The sequence below is a fragment of the Bradyrhizobium sp. NC92 genome, assembly GCF_025200865.1.
Classification (GTDB): domain Bacteria; phylum Pseudomonadota; class Alphaproteobacteria; order Rhizobiales; family Xanthobacteraceae; genus Bradyrhizobium.
Genome location: NZ_CP104171.1, coordinates 3,587,913 through 3,601,011, shown reverse-complemented (window position 1 = coordinate 3,601,011; position 13,099 = coordinate 3,587,913). Strand labels below are relative to the sequence as shown.

Below are 13,099 nucleotides of genomic sequence, written 5' to 3'. Positions count from 1 at the left end.
GCTTCGCTCCCCCCGCTCCGTGCAATGCAGCATCCCGCAGGTGCAACCGTCGCTGAGCTGCGCTAGGCTTGCCGGCATGACTCGACGTACCGGCAGCGCCGATCTTCCTCTTCACACCGGGCGGGTTCCGCCCTGGCTGGCAAGCCGCATGTCCTCCCTGGGGGCGATCGTCACTCAGGCGATCGTGCATCATTACGGCCGCGACGCGTTTCTGCAGCGGCTGTCGCATCCATTCTGGTTCCAGTCGTTTGGCGCCGTGATGGGGATGGACTGGCACTCCTCCGGCATCACCACCTCGGTGATCGGCGCGCTGAAGCGCGGGCTCGGACCGCTCCAGGACGAGCTCGGGATTTACGTCTGCGGCGGCCGCGGTCAGCATTCGCGCAAGACGCCGGACGAGCTGTTGCAACTCGGCGAGCGCGTCGGATTCGACGGCATCGAGCTGACGCGTGCCAGCCGTCTGGTCGCCAAGGTCGACAGTGCCGCGGTCCAGGACGGCTTTGACCTTTACCTGCACGGCTTCTTCGTCACCACTGAGGGCAAATGGACGGTGGTGCAGCAGGGCATGAACGGCGACAAGCGGCAGGCGCGGCGCTATCACTGGCATTCCGGGGCACTGAAGAGCTTTGTCGATACGCCGCATAGCGCAATCGACGGGCCGCAGCAGGGAGAGATCGTCAATCTCACCGATCATCGCGCCGATATGTCTCGGACGGCGCAGCTCGAGCTGCTCTCCGATCTCGGTCCGGATCGCATCGTCTCAGAATTCGAACGGCTCGCGGGGACCGCGTCCACACCGGCGCAAGGCATGCTGCCGCATCTGATCATGCCGGCACATCATGATGTGCGGCCGAAGGACGTGTTCGCGCGCCGTCTGCACGGCACGCTGGCCGCGGCGGCCGAGCGCGGCCCGGCGGATTTTCCGGAACTGCTGCTGACGCCGGGCGTCGGCGCGCGCACCGTGCGCTCGCTGGCGATGGTCGCAGAGGTCGTGCACGGCGCGCCCTATCGTTTCACCGACCCCGCGCGTTTCTCGCTCGCCCATGGCGGCAAGGACCGGCATCCCTACCCCGTTCCCATCAAGGTCTATGACGAGACCATCCGGGTGCTGAAAGGCGCGATCCAGAACGCGAAGCTCGGACGCGAGGAGGAGATGCAGGCGATCAAGCGCCTCGACGACCAGGCGCGGCGGCTGGAGCGGACCGCGCGCGGCCCGTCGGTTGCGGCTTTCATCGCCGGTGAGCGTGCGGCCTCACCGGATCTCGATGGCCGCTCGGTGTTCGGCTGGGAGCGCGATCTTGCGTCCACAAAAAAGCGGACCGGCTGAACGCCGGTCCGCAAGTTGGCGGGGGGAACGCCCCTCTCAGGTCTCGTCGGCGTCCGGCTCCCGTTCGAGCCGGTTGGCCGCGTGATCCTGATACTGCTCGGTCTGAATGGCCTTGCTGTCCATACCGCGGATGTCCGAATGCTGTTTCTTGTCTCGGTTGGACAGGACCATGTTGTCGCCGATCATCTCCTTCGGCACGTCGGTCAACGCGCCGGTGCCGTCGCCCTTGCCATGCATGCCCGATCTGAAATGCGTCTTGCTGCCGTGGCCACCTGGCATCAGTCTCTCCTCTTGCAGTGATCTCTTGCAGTCGTCTTGCGAAGATTAGTGCTTCTGTTGTGCCGTCGTCGGCTTGGGCGGCTTGTGGCCGCTCTGGCCGGGATCGTTGTGCTTGTTGTGATCGCTTTCCTGGTTGAGGCCGCCGCGGCTCACCGGAAACTCGCTGTGACGCACCTCCGGGTTGGCACGATGGGCGCGCGTGTCCTGCGGGTTATGGCCGGCGGCCTGCTCGAGCTCTCGCGCATCCGGAACATCGGGCTTCCGCTCGAGGATGCGCACCTGCTGTTCGTGAGTCTTCTTGCCCTGCATATTGATCTCCAATCGTCACCTACCTCCGCCCTTTCCGGCCTCGTCGTGCCTGTGATGGGAATCGTGCTCGCCACCGCCGCCGGAAACCCGGCTGTGGCTGCGCTGCGGATCATCCGCCGGCGGTTTCTTCACCTCAAGCGGCGCCTTCGCGTTCTCGTGCGAGGCGCCGGGTCCGCCCTGACGAATGCTGTTCGGTGTCTTCGTGGATGTGGACAATGTCGCCTCCTCAGCGATCTTGCTGATAGCCTTGATTGGTCGTGTTCTGCTTGATGTTGCCCTGCTGTCCCTGCTGATCCGGATTCTGCGCACGTTGCTGACCGTGCGGGACCTGATCGGCGGGCGTTTGCTTGCGATCTCCAGTTCCCTTGTGGCTCTGATTGTCCGGTGGAACAGGTGGCATCTTGCTGGCCATGATCTTGTCTCCTGTTAAGACGTCGATCTGCGACATGCGCTCAAGGAACTCTCCTCCGCGTCATGTCGGGATAACAACAGCACGATCGGCACACCGTTCCTGATCGTTCACATCCGGCAAAGATTTACCGAAAGGGCGTTGCCGACGTCAGTTCGCCGCGGTGAGGGAACGATCGTCTCTCGTTCCCGTGCGTGACGTCGTCTCTGTTCCGCGGCCCTCTACCGTGACAGGAAGCTTCGCGATCGCGCGCAGGCCCGGCCGCTTGCGCCAGCGGACCTCGGCGGAATCGACGGCCAGATTCAATTTCGGCCAGCGCACGAACAGCGCCTGCAGCGCGCAGGCCGCCTCGATGCGCGCAAGCTGATGGCCGAGGCAGAAGTGGATTCCCGTGCCGAAGGAGATGTGGCGGTTCGGCTTGCGTTCGAGATCGAGGGTCTCGGGACGATCATGAACCGTGGGATCCATGTTCGCAGCGGCAAGCATCACCATGACGCGATCGCCCTTCTTCAGGCGCACGCCTTCGACCTCGACATCGCGCCGCACGTAGCGCGGCTTGGAGAATTGGACCGGCGAGACGAAGCGCAGGAACTCCTCGACCGCGAGCCCGACACGGCTCCAGTCCTGTTCCAGCCAGTCGCGCAGCTCGGGATTCCTGAGCAGCTCGTAGACGGAACCGCTGATGAGATGGGTGGTGGTTTCCGATCCCGCGGCGAGCAGCAGAAACACCATCGAAACCATTTCATCTGGCGTGATCTGACCGCCTTCGCGCTCGACCTGAATCAGCTCGGCAATCAGGCCCTCGCCGCCTTGCACGCGCGCGAGCTGCAACTGCTGCTCGAGGTAGGCGCGCATCTTGCGGAACGCGAACAGCAGGGACAAGAAGCTGACGACGTTCGTCAGCGAGGACATCGCATTGGCCCAGGCGATGAACTTTGGACGATCTGCCAGCGGCAGGCCGAGCAGCTCCGAGATCACCGCGAGCGGCAGGATGCGCGCATAGCGCTGGACCAGATCGGCCGGGCATTGCTCCGCGAACAGCTCGTCGGCCAGACCGTCGGAGAGGGCCCGGATGCGCGGCTCCATCGCGACGATCGCGCGGCGGCGAAACGCCTCGTCCACGATGCTGCGCAGCCGCGTGTGATCCGGCTCGTCCATCGTCAGCATGCTGTTGGCGATAGTCCTGACGAACCTCGGCATCCACCAGCGCAAGCCCGCGACGTCGCCATCGTCCTTGCGCAACGTGAAGGTCGCGCCGTCCTTCAGCACCTGCGCGGTGGCGTCATGGGTCGTGGTGATCCAGACATTGCCGACGAGAGGAAACCGCGTCGCGACCACAGGGCCTGACATGCGCAAGTTCGCGATCGCCTTGGGCGGATCGCGAAAGAAGGCCTCGCTGGTGAAATCGAGGCGCGCTGTCATGGGATCACCGGAGCGATTGGTGGCGTATCACCGAGATGGTGCACGGCGCGGCCGGCGCAAGGGCGCGTCTGCGCGTCGGCCGCAGGCGTGGAGAGCTCTATCCGCGCCCGGAGGAGCGCTGGCCGCTCTTGCGCTGCTGTTGGGTGTAGGCGTCCCAATGGCTCCAGCTGCCATTGCTGAGGCTCTGCAGGTCCGTTGCGAGGGGACGGCGCGTGCGCTTGTCGTGATCGGCGATCACACGCTCCGACTGCGCGATCTTGCGCTTGAGTTCCGTGATCGTCTTCTGCGTCTGGCCATTGCGCTTCGAGGTGGCGATCTCGCCCATCGTGAAGCGCGCGGTCTCCAGCGCCTTCAACTCGGCGCGGTTCTTCTTCAACTGAACCCGGTGCCAGGCGATGTTGCTGTCGCTGTCCGCAACCATGTGGGAACTCCGCTGATTCGGTCCCACATAGTATCGCGCGCCGAATCGGCGCCGCAACGCCCCGGCGGTGGCGAAAATGCGATCTTCTCGCGCAGAAATTCCGGGCCTAGCGCCCCGGGAACGGGGCTCTAGGTTCTTATTTGGACGCGTTTTCTTGACGCGAACCGGTATCCACTTCGCTCGAAAACGCTTCAGCGCTCGGCGAACGCCTTCTCGACCACGAACTGGGCCGGCTCGCCGTGATTGCCCTCGACGAAGCCGCGCTCGCCCAAGAGGACACGGGTGTCCGCCACCAGCGCCGGGCTGCCGCAGATCATGACGCGATCATGGGCGGCTTCCAGCGCCGGCAGGCCGATGTCGGCGAACAGCTTGCCCGAGGTGATGAGGTCGGTGATGCGGCCGCGGTTGCGGAAGGGATCGCGGGTCACGGTCGGGTAGTAGATCAACTGGTTCTGGATGTATTCGCCGAGCACCTCGTCCTTCGGCAGATGCTCGGTGATCATCTCGCCATAGGCGAGCTCCTTGACGTGCCGGCAGCCGTGCAGCAGCACCACCTTCTCGAACCGCTCGTAGGTCTCGGGATCCTTGATCACGCTCAGGAAGGGCGCAAGGCCGGTGCCGGTACCGATCAGGTAGAGGTTGCGGCCCTCTTCCAGGTTGTCGATTACCAGCGTGCCGGTGGCCTTGCGGCTGACGATGATCTCGTCGCCTTCCTTCAAATGCTGAAGGCGCGAGGTCAGCGGTCCATCAGGCACCTTGATCGAGAAGAACTCCAGCGTGTCCTCGTAATTGGCGCTGGCGACGCTGTAGGCCCGCAGCAGCGGCTTCTCGCCGACCTTGAGCCCGATCATGGTGAATTCGCCGTTGCGGAAGCGGAAGGTCGGGCTGCGGGTGGTCTTGAAGGAGAACAGCGTGTCGGTCCAGTGGTGGACGCTCAAAACGCTTTCCTGATTGAAATTGCTCATCTCACCTTCCCTGTCGCGTCAATTGCGGTTCCGAGGCCGGCAGCTATGCGTCGTTTGTACACGATCATTCGTATACTAATGAATAATCCGGCTTGATCCTGCGGTCAAGGCTGACCAAGATCGGAAGCGTTGCAGTTACGAATAAGGAGCCCCTTCCATGGCGCATGACGCACCCCAGGCCACCGGACCCTCGAAGCTGGTGATCCGGAATATCGGCCTGATCCTGTCCGGCGCTTTGGAAAAGCCGATCCTGGACGGCGACACCATCGTCGCCGAGAACGGCAAGATCACCGCGATCGGCCGCTTCAAGGATCTCAATACGGAAGGCGCGACCACCATCGTCGACGCCAACGGCACGACGGTGACCCCCGGCCTGATCGACAGTCACGTCCACCCTGTGGCGGGCGACTGGACGCCGCGGCAGAACCAGATCAACTGGATCGACAGCTCCCTCCATGGCGGCATCACCACCATGATCTCGGCGGGCGAAGTGCACATGCCCGGCCGCCCTCGCGACGTCGTGGGGCTGAAGGCGATGGCGATCTTCGCCCAGCGCGCGTTCTGGACCTTGCGTCCGGGCGGCGTGAAGGTTCACGCCGGCGCGCCCGTGATCGAATGCGAGATGGTCGAGGAAGACTTCAAGGAGATGGCCGCCGCCGGCGTCAAGCTGCTCGGCGAGGTCGGCCTCGGTGGTGTGAAAGACGGTCCCACCGCGCGAAAAATGGTCGGCTGGGCGCGCAAATACGGCATCCAGAGCACGATCCATACGGGCGGCCCCTCGATCCCCGGCTCCGGCCTGATCGACAAGGACGTCGTGCTAGAGGCCGACACCGACGTGGTCGGCCACATCAATGGCGGGCACACCGCCCTGCCCGACGACCAGATCCGCTGCATCTGCGAGGGCTGCAAGCGCGGGCTCGAGATCGTTCACAACGGCAACGAGCGCTCGGCGCTCTACACGCTGCGCATCGCGCGCGAGATGGGCGACCTGCACCGTGTCATCCTCGGCACCGACGGGCCGGCCGGCTCGGGCGTGCAGCCGCTCGGCATTCTGCGCATGGTCTCGATGCTGTCCTCGCTCGGTGACCTCCCGGCCGAGATCGCGTTCTGCCTTGCCACCGGCAACACCGCCCGGATGCGGCAGCTCGACTGCGGCCTGATCGAGGTCGGCCGCTCCGCCGACTTCGTCATCATGGACAAGGCGCAGCACTCGCCGGGCAAGAACATCCTGGAGAGCGTGCAGCTCGGCGACCTCCCCGGCATCGGCATGACCATCATCGACGGCATCGTGCGCACCCAGCGCAGCCGCAACACGCCGCCGGCCGGCAAGGTGCCGGAGGTGGTGGCGAAGTGACGCAGCCGGAGCGGCCCGCCGCTCCGCATCGTCCCTCGAAGGCATTGAACAAGTCGCAAGCCTGTTGCGTCTAACGCAGGCAGCCCTCGGCGGCGGCAGCGCATTGTTCCACCATCGAGGAGACATGAAGAACTCATCACGGATAGCCGCCGGCGTTGCTGGCGCGGTGGCGGGCTATATCGCGATCTTCGTGCTGTTCTCCCTGCTCGGTGTCGGCAACCGGGCGGACCCGATCGCATCGGGTCTGCTGGGGCTGTTCGTCTACTCACCCATGGGTGCAATCGCCGGCGCGGTCCTCGCCAATTGGCTCGTGACGCGTTCGGGCAAAGATACAGGGCAGGACGCAGGCATCGGTGGCGTCGCGCGGAACAGCTTGAAGTCGCTCGGCATCGTCGCCCTGCTCTGCACCGCCGGGATCGGCGCCTACATCGCCTACGCTTACGCGACCGCCACGCCCTGGCTCAACCGCAACGGCGCCAATCCCCTGCTCGTGTTCGAGGTCCGCTTTCCGGCGGGGGTCACGGTGCCAACGTCGGCCCAAGGCATCACCATCGAATTGCAGACTGACCTCAACACCATGCCGGGCGAAGTCAGCTCGGCCGCGTTCTATCGCGACGGCGATCAGGCCGTTATCGCCGGCGAAGTCGAGCTGGCGTTTCGGACCTCGTACCGGCAGCTCGCCGTCAACATCCAGGGCCAGCCGAGCCGGATCTATCCGATCGATTTGACGGCCCGGGCGCCGCATACGCCGGAATTCGGAACGTGGCGGCGGCTTGGTGACGGCAGCGAGATCCGCTACCGCGCCAAATGGCCGGGAAAGACGTAAGAGATCAGCGCTTCTTTGCGATCTCACAGCGCACATAGGTCTGGCGCTTGACCTGCCCAACTGGACCATTGTCCATCACCAATCTGCCATCCGCAGCGATGGAGACGCGAGGGTTGGAGCGAAATTTTTCGCCCTCGCCTTCGCAGGCGAGCTTCATTTTCCAACCGAGGCTTCCGTCGGCCGTGATCTCGCTGGCGCGGCACCGCGTCTCGTACCAGTACAGGCGATTGCCGCCCTCGATGCTCAGGCGGTTGGGACTATCCTCGTTGCGACAGTCCTTTTTGGTCGAGGCCCAGAAGCCTTCGTAACGCTCCGCGGCAAGGGCAGGAGCGCATTGGCCGGCGAGCACGGCACCAAGACTCAAGACAACCGCAAAGCGCATCGCAACTCTCATGACCAAAACCTCGATAAATCCTTCATCGAGGTTAGTCGCCAGTTCCGGCACCTTGTTCAACTGCCGTAGGGTGGGCAAAGGCGCGAAGCGCCGTGCCCACGATTTTTGCGATTCGGGAAAGGATGGTGGGCACGCTTCGCTTTGCCCAGCCTACGGCACCTTCATCTGAGCTTGTTCAGCAGCGCCATCAGCGTGTCGCGCTCTTTCGCATCGAGCGGCGCCAGCGTCTCGCGGGTGATCGCCAGCGCATTCGGCGCGAGCTTTTCGGCAAGCTGCTGACCGGCGCGGGTCAGGCTCACCAGCAGGCGCCGGCCATCCTCCGGATCCTGGCTCGTTTCGGTCAGGCCGCGCGCGGTGAGACGGTCGATCACGCCCTTGATAGTCGCGACGTCCATCGCCGTGAGGCGGCCGAGCTGGTTCTGCGAGCACGGCCCGGTCTCGGCCAGTTTCGACAGCGCCGCCCATTGCGTCGGCGTCAGATTGGTGCCGATATCGCGGGTGAAGATCGAGCTGTGACGCTGCCAGACCTGGCGCAGGATGAAGCCGACCTGTTCGTCGAGCACGTAAGGCGGTTTCGCCAGTTTGACGCTCTTCTTTGCCGTAACACTTCTCGCCATCCGCTGCGCGCCCCTCACAACGACAGATGCGCGTCGCGGATATCCGGGCGCGCGTCGAGCTCGGCCATGGTGCCGCCGAAGCAGATCCGGCCGCGCTCGATGATGTAGGCGCGATCCGAAATCAGCCGCGCGAAATGCAGATTCTGCTCGGAGACGACGATGCTGACGCCTTCCTTCTTCATGGTCAGGATGGCATCGACCATCTGCTCCACGATCTTCGGCGACAGGCCCTCCGACGGCTCGTCCAGCAGCACCAGCGAGGGATTGCCCATCAGCGTACGCGCGATGGTGAGCATCTGCTGCTCGCCGCCGCTCATGCGTCCGCCCGGGCGGTTCTTCATCTCGCCCAGGTTCGGAAACAGCGCGAACAGCTTTTCGCGCGTCCAGTGCGGCGCGTTCGGACGCTTCGGCTGGCGGCCGACTTCGAGGTTTTCCTCGACGGTCAGGTCCGTGAAGATTCGCCGCTCCTCCGGCACGTAGCCGAGGCCCTCGCGCACGATCTCGTGCGTCGGCTTCGACGAGACGTCCTTGCCCTCGAACGTGATGCGGCCGGAGCGCTGCGCCACGAGGCCGACGATCGAGCGGAACGTTGTCGACTTGCCGGCGCCGTTGCGCCCCAACAGCGCCACCACCTCACCCTCGCCGACTTCGAAGCTGATGTCGAACAGGATATGCGCCGGACCGTAATGGCTGTTGAGTTCTTGCACCGTGAGCTTCATGTCGATGCCCCCTCGCGATGGCGGGCATCGTAGACCAGGCCCTCGCCGAGATAGACCGCCTGCACCTGGGGATTGCCGCGCACGTCCGCCGGCGAGCCCTCCGCGATCAACGTCCCGCGGTTGAGCACGATGATGCGGTCGGCATGCTCGAACACCACGTCCATGTCGTGCTCGGTGAAGAGCACGCCGATGGATTTTTCCCGGGCAATGCCCGCGGTCAGCCGCATCAACTCGACGCGCTCGCGCGGTGCCATGCCGGCCGTCGGCTCGTCCATCAGCAGCAGTTTGGGCTGGTTGGCGAGCGCGACCGCAAGCTCGAGCCGCTTGAGATCGCCATAGGCAAGCTCGCCGCAGGGCCGGTCCGCATAACCGCCCATGCCGACCAGCTCGAGCAGGCGGCCAGCCTCGGCGCGGTCGAACTTCGGCGCCGAGCCGAACAGATTGAACAGTTGCTTCCCATGCGAGATTAGCGCGACCTGCACGTTCTCGCGCACGGTCATGGTGGCGAAGGTCGCGGTGATCTGGAACGTGCGGCCGACGCCGAGCCGCCAGACCTCACGCGGCTTCCGGCCCGTGATCTCTTCGCCGAGCAGGCGGACGTGCCCGCTATCAGGCTTGTTCTGGCCGTTGAGCATGTCGAAGCAGGTGCTTTTTCCCGCCCCGTTCGGCCCGATCAGGGCCAGGATCTCGCCGGCCCGCAGCGAGAACGACACGCCGCGCACGGCATGGATGCCGCCATAGGATTTGGTCAGGCCTTCGATCGCGAGAAGTGGGGGTGCAACGCTCATTCGGCAGACTCGATCGGCTTGGCGAGCAAGGTGGATCCCGGCGGCGATGACTTCTTTCGGCGCTGCGCCAGCATCTCCAGCATGCCGACGATGCCCTTGGGGAAGACGACGACGATCAACATGATGAAGCCGCCGAGCACGAGCTTCGATAGATCGGTTTGGCTCACCAGCCAGATGTTCAACGCCTTGTAGACGATGGCGCCGATCACCGCGCCCGACACCGTCTCGACGCCGCCGAGCAGCACCATGACCAGCGCGTCGACCGACAGCGAGATGCCGAGATTGTCGGGGAACACGCTGCCCTTGAGATAGGCGAACAATGCGCCGCCGATGCCGGCGGTCGTGCCTGCGATCACGAAGGCGGTCCACTGGATGCGCTTGGCATCGATGCCGATGGCTTCGCTGCGCAGGCCTGAGTCGCGCGTGGCGCGAAGCGCGTAGCCGAACGGCGAGAACACCATGGCTCGCAGCGCGACGGTCACCAGCGCCGCAACGCCGAGCGCAAGCCAGTAGAAGCGCGACGGACTTGCCACCCAGCTCGAGGGCCAGAGGCCGAGAATGCCGTTGTCACCGCCGGTCACGTTCACCCACTGGAACGCGATCGACCAGACGATCTGCGCGAAAGCGAGCGTCAGCATCGCAAAATAGACGCCGGAGAGCTGCACCGCGAAGAAGCCGAACACCGCTGCGCCCATGCAGCCGAGCAGCGGGCCGAGCAACAGACACACGATCATCGGCAGTCCCGCCATCTTGGCGAGGAAGGCGATGCCATAGGCGCCGAGGCCGAAATAGGCGGCGTGCCCGAACGAGGCGAGGCCGCCGACGGACATCAGGAAGTGCAGGCTGACGGCGAAAATCACGAAGATCGCGATCTCCGAGCCCACGGTCAGCAGATAATTGCCGGCGAACAGCGGCAGCATCGCTGCGATCACGAGCGCCGCAAGCGCCATCAGCCGCTCGCTCGAGGTCAGCGGCCGCCAGGGATTGACGGTGAGGCCGGGCGTCTTGCGCGCGGCCGCTTCCGGCTTGCCGAACAGGCCCCAGGGACGCACGATTAGCACCACCGCCATCACCAGGAAGACCAGGATGATGGAGATCTTCGGGAAGATCAGGATGCCGAAGGCATTCAGCTCGGAGACCAGCACCGCCGCGACGAAAGCGCCGACGATGCTGCCGAGGCCGCCGATCACGACCACGACGAACACCTCGACGATGATGCGCAGATCCATGGCGTGATGCACGGCATCGCGCGGTATCTGGAGCGCGCCGCCGAGCGCTGCGAGGAAGACGCCGACGGCGAACACGCTCGTGAACAGCCATTTCTGATTGACGCCGAGGGCTGCCACCATGTCGCGGTCCTGCGTCGCCGCGCGCACCAGCACGCCCCACCGCGTGCGCTGGAACAGCAGCCAGAGAATGCCGAGCACGACGGGGCCGAGCACGATCAGGAACAGATCGTAGCTCGGAATGTTCTGGCCGAAGAAATCGATCGCGCCCTTGAACCCTGGCGCGCGGCGGCCGACGAGGTCGTCCGGCCCCCAGATCAGCACGACCAGATCCTCGACCATCAAGGTGAGGCCGAAGGTCGCCAGCAGCTGGAACAGCTCGGGCGCATGATAGATGCGCCGGAGCAGCACCATCTCGACGATGACGCCGATCAGCGCCACCGCGAACGCGGCCAGCACGATGCCGCCCCAGAAGCCGAATGCGCCGGACAGGCGCTCGGTCAGCGTGAAGGCGATGTAGGCGCCGATCATGTAGAAGGCGCCATGCGCGAAATTCACGATCCGCGTCACGCCGAAGATGATCGACAGGCCCGATGCCACCAGGAACAGCGACGCCGCGCTGGCGAGACCGGTCAGAAACTGTACGACGTAAAAGGCCATCGGCGGTCCGGGTTCGTTGAAATCGTAGGGTGGGTTAGCCCTGCAGATGCGCAGAGCGCATCTGCTCGGCGTAACCCACCGCCTTTTCTCGTGTGGCACCGAAAGTGGTGGGTTACGCCGAGCGGTCTGCGCTACGCGCAGTCCGCAGGGCTAACCCACCCTACGGCAGCAGAACTCAATCCTTCGGACGCAGCTTCTCGACCTCGGCATCGCCAGGCAGATAGTCCGCGCCCTTCTTGTAGGACGACTCCACCATCACGCCCTTGCCGTCCTTCAGCGCGGTCTTGCCGACGTAAGCGCCGAGCGTCGACTGGTGGTCGATCTTGCGGAAGGTGATCTCGCCGAACGGCGACGGCGTGGTCAGCCCCTCCGCCGCGGCAATCAGCTTCTCCGGATCGGTCGAGCCGGCCTTCGCCAGAATCGCGGCCGCCGACTTGATGGTCTGGTAACCGACGATCGAGCCGAGGCGCGGATAGTCGTTGTACTTGGCCTGATACGCCTTCAGGAACGCATCATGCTCGGGAGTCTTGATCGAGTACCAGGGATAGCCGGTGACGATCCAGCCCTCCGGCGTCTCGTCCTTGAGCGGGTCGAGATATTCGGGCTCGCCGGTCAGGAAGGAGACCACCTCGCGCCCCTTGAACAGGCCACGCGTGTTGCCTTCACGCACGAGCTTGACGAGGTCCGCGCCGAACGTGACGTTGAGGATCGCTTCCGGATTTGCCGCGGCAACCGCCTGCACCACCGGGCCGGCGTCGATCTTGCCCTGCGGCGGCCATTGCTCGTCGACCCACTGGATGTCGGGGCGCTTCTCCGACATCAGCTTCTTGAACACCGCGACCGCCGACTGGCCGTACTCGTAGTTCGGCGCAATCGTCGCCCAGCGTTTTGCGGGCAGCTTGCTGGCGGCCTCCACCAGCATCGCCGCCTGCATGTAGTTGGAGGGGCGCAGGCGGAAGGTGTACCTGTTGCCCTTGGACCAGGTGATGGCGTCCGTGAGCGGCTCGGCCGCGAGGAAGAACACCTTCTTCTGGTTGGCGAAGTCAGAGACCGCAAGACCGATGTTCGACAGGAACGTGCCGGCGAGCATCGCGACGCCCTCGCTCGAGACGAGCTCGTTGGCCGCGGTCTGCGCGTCCGCCGGCTTGCCGCCGTCGTCCTTGGAGATGACGACGAGCTTCTTGCCGTTGATGCCGCCGGCCGCGTTGACTTCCTCGACCGCAAGCTGCCAGCCCTTGCGATAGGGCTCGGTGAATGCCGGCAGCAGCGAATAGCTGTTGATCTCGCCGATCTTGATGTCCTGCGCCAGGGCCGAATGAGCCATGCCGCTCGCCAGAAGCGCGAAGGCCGCGCCGACGAAGTAATTTCTTGCTCGCATCCCAA

The 13,099-nt window shown here is 64.7% G+C and carries 16 protein-coding genes; 3 read left to right on the top strand and 13 right to left on the bottom strand.

Features of this window, described 5'->3' with window-relative positions; translation table 11 throughout:
* Positions 1–76: 76 nt before the first annotated feature.
* Positions 77–1,327, top strand: a complete 1,251-nt coding sequence (locus tag N2602_RS16630; RefSeq protein ID WP_260383288.1) for a DUF763 domain-containing protein — start codon at positions 77–79, stop codon at positions 1,325–1,327.
* Between the two features lie 36 nt (positions 1,328–1,363).
* On the opposite strand, the gene N2602_RS16625 is transcribed toward N2602_RS16630, so the two are convergent.
* The 7 genes from N2602_RS16625 to N2602_RS16595 all read right to left on the bottom strand — a co-directional run bounded on the left by N2602_RS16625 (position 1,364) and on the right by N2602_RS16595 (position 5,132).
* Entirely contained in the window at positions 1,364–1,606 is a 243-nt protein-coding gene (locus tag N2602_RS16625) for a hypothetical protein (protein ID WP_172786261.1), read from the bottom strand.
* A 45-nt stretch (positions 1,607–1,651) separates the two neighbouring features.
* A complete protein-coding gene (locus N2602_RS16620) occupies positions 1,652–1,915 on the bottom strand; it encodes a hypothetical protein (RefSeq protein ID WP_212257387.1) in 264 nt (87 codons plus the stop codon).
* Positions 1,916–1,930: 15 nt separating this feature from the next.
* Positions 1,931–2,131: a hypothetical protein gene (locus tag N2602_RS16615; RefSeq protein WP_124158690.1), complete on the bottom strand. Its 201-nt coding sequence runs from the start codon at positions 2,129–2,131 to the stop codon at positions 1,931–1,933.
* A gap of 10 nt (positions 2,132–2,141) precedes the next feature.
* On the bottom strand, positions 2,142–2,327 hold the full coding sequence (locus N2602_RS16610; protein ID WP_212257611.1) for a hypothetical protein: 186 nt from the start codon (positions 2,325–2,327) through the stop codon (positions 2,142–2,144).
* A gap of 147 nt (positions 2,328–2,474) precedes the next feature.
* Positions 2,475–3,746, bottom strand: a complete 1,272-nt coding sequence (locus N2602_RS16605) for a cytochrome P450 (RefSeq protein WP_260383287.1) — start codon at positions 3,744–3,746, stop codon at positions 2,475–2,477.
* A gap of 97 nt (positions 3,747–3,843) precedes the next feature.
* Positions 3,844–4,167: a hypothetical protein gene (locus N2602_RS16600; protein WP_172786257.1), complete on the bottom strand. Its 324-nt coding sequence runs from the start codon at positions 4,165–4,167 to the stop codon at positions 3,844–3,846.
* 191 nt (positions 4,168–4,358) lie between these two features.
* Complete coding sequence (locus tag N2602_RS16595; RefSeq protein ID WP_260383286.1) at positions 4,359–5,132, bottom strand: ferredoxin--NADP reductase; 774 nt, start codon at positions 5,130–5,132, stop codon at positions 4,359–4,361.
* A gap of 157 nt (positions 5,133–5,289) precedes the next feature.
* Here N2602_RS16595 and N2602_RS16590 point away from each other — a divergent pair, with 157 nt between their 5' ends.
* Both N2602_RS16590 and N2602_RS16585 read left to right on the top strand, forming a co-directional pair.
* Positions 5,290–6,486, top strand: coding sequence for an amidohydrolase family protein (locus N2602_RS16590; protein ID WP_260383285.1), 1,197 nt, complete (start codon positions 5,290–5,292; stop codon positions 6,484–6,486).
* A gap of 124 nt (positions 6,487–6,610) precedes the next feature.
* Positions 6,611–7,312: a hypothetical protein gene (locus tag N2602_RS16585; RefSeq protein ID WP_260383284.1), complete on the top strand. Its 702-nt coding sequence runs from the start codon at positions 6,611–6,613 to the stop codon at positions 7,310–7,312.
* Between the two features lie 4 nt (positions 7,313–7,316).
* Here N2602_RS16585 and N2602_RS16580 read toward each other — a convergent pair whose 3' ends face one another.
* The 6 genes from N2602_RS16580 to N2602_RS16555 all read right to left on the bottom strand — a co-directional run bounded on the left by N2602_RS16580 (position 7,317) and on the right by N2602_RS16555 (position 13,094).
* Entirely contained in the window at positions 7,317–7,706 is a 390-nt protein-coding gene (locus N2602_RS16580) for a hypothetical protein (RefSeq protein ID WP_260383667.1), read from the bottom strand.
* A gap of 161 nt (positions 7,707–7,867) precedes the next feature.
* Positions 7,868–8,323: a MarR family winged helix-turn-helix transcriptional regulator gene (locus N2602_RS16575; RefSeq protein WP_260383283.1), complete on the bottom strand. Its 456-nt coding sequence runs from the start codon at positions 8,321–8,323 to the stop codon at positions 7,868–7,870.
* 14 nt (positions 8,324–8,337) lie between these two features.
* Positions 8,338–9,042: an ABC transporter ATP-binding protein gene (locus N2602_RS16570; protein WP_260383282.1), complete on the bottom strand. Its 705-nt coding sequence runs from the start codon at positions 9,040–9,042 to the stop codon at positions 8,338–8,340.
* On the bottom strand, positions 9,039–9,830 hold the full coding sequence (locus tag N2602_RS16565) for an ABC transporter ATP-binding protein (RefSeq protein WP_260383281.1): 792 nt from the start codon (positions 9,828–9,830) through the stop codon (positions 9,039–9,041). Before N2602_RS16565 ends, N2602_RS16570 begins: the two co-directional genes overlap by 4 nt.
* Positions 9,827–11,716, bottom strand: coding sequence for an ABC transporter permease (locus N2602_RS16560; RefSeq protein ID WP_260383280.1), 1,890 nt, complete (start codon positions 11,714–11,716; stop codon positions 9,827–9,829). Before N2602_RS16560 ends, N2602_RS16565 begins: the two co-directional genes overlap by 4 nt.
* 175 nt (positions 11,717–11,891) lie before the next feature.
* Entirely contained in the window at positions 11,892–13,094 is a 1,203-nt protein-coding gene (locus N2602_RS16555) for an ABC transporter substrate-binding protein (protein WP_172786249.1), read from the bottom strand.
* Positions 13,095–13,099 lie beyond the last annotated feature (5 nt).

What these genes read in the sequence shown, in the direction of transcription:
- N2602_RS16555 (WP_172786249.1), bottom strand. Translation starts at nt 13,094, where the DNA reads ATGCGAGCAAGAAATTACTTCGTCGGCGCGGCCTTCGCGCTTCTGGCG.
- N2602_RS16575 (WP_260383283.1), bottom strand. Translation starts at nt 8,323, where the DNA reads ATGGCGAGAAGTGTTACGGCAAAGAAGAGCGTCAAACTGGCGAAACCG.
- N2602_RS16590 (WP_260383285.1), top strand. Translation starts at nt 5,290, where the DNA reads ATGGCGCATGACGCACCCCAGGCCACCGGACCCTCGAAGCTGGTGATC.
- N2602_RS16620 (WP_212257387.1), bottom strand. Translation starts at nt 1,915, where the DNA reads ATGCAGGGCAAGAAGACTCACGAACAGCAGGTGCGCATCCTCGAGCGG.
- N2602_RS16630 (WP_260383288.1), top strand. Translation starts at nt 77, where the DNA reads ATGACTCGACGTACCGGCAGCGCCGATCTTCCTCTTCACACCGGGCGG.
- N2602_RS16580 (WP_260383667.1), bottom strand. Translation starts at nt 7,706, where the DNA reads ATGAGAGTTGCGATGCGCTTTGCGGTTGTCTTGAGTCTTGGTGCCGTG.
- N2602_RS16600 (WP_172786257.1), bottom strand. Translation starts at nt 4,167, where the DNA reads ATGGTTGCGGACAGCGACAGCAACATCGCCTGGCACCGGGTTCAGTTG.
- N2602_RS16610 (WP_212257611.1), bottom strand. Translation starts at nt 2,327, where the DNA reads ATGGCCAGCAAGATGCCACCTGTTCCACCGGACAATCAGAGCCACAAG.
- N2602_RS16625 (WP_172786261.1), bottom strand. Translation starts at nt 1,606, where the DNA reads ATGCCAGGTGGCCACGGCAGCAAGACGCATTTCAGATCGGGCATGCAT.
- N2602_RS16595 (WP_260383286.1), bottom strand. Translation starts at nt 5,132, where the DNA reads ATGAGCAATTTCAATCAGGAAAGCGTTTTGAGCGTCCACCACTGGACC.
- N2602_RS16565 (WP_260383281.1), bottom strand. Translation starts at nt 9,830, where the DNA reads ATGAGCGTTGCACCCCCACTTCTCGCGATCGAAGGCCTGACCAAATCC.
- N2602_RS16585 (WP_260383284.1), top strand. Translation starts at nt 6,611, where the DNA reads ATGAAGAACTCATCACGGATAGCCGCCGGCGTTGCTGGCGCGGTGGCG.
- N2602_RS16560 (WP_260383280.1), bottom strand. Translation starts at nt 11,716, where the DNA reads ATGGCCTTTTACGTCGTACAGTTTCTGACCGGTCTCGCCAGCGCGGCG.
- N2602_RS16605 (WP_260383287.1), bottom strand. Translation starts at nt 3,746, where the DNA reads ATGACAGCGCGCCTCGATTTCACCAGCGAGGCCTTCTTTCGCGATCCG.
- N2602_RS16570 (WP_260383282.1), bottom strand. Translation starts at nt 9,042, where the DNA reads ATGAAGCTCACGGTGCAAGAACTCAACAGCCATTACGGTCCGGCGCAT.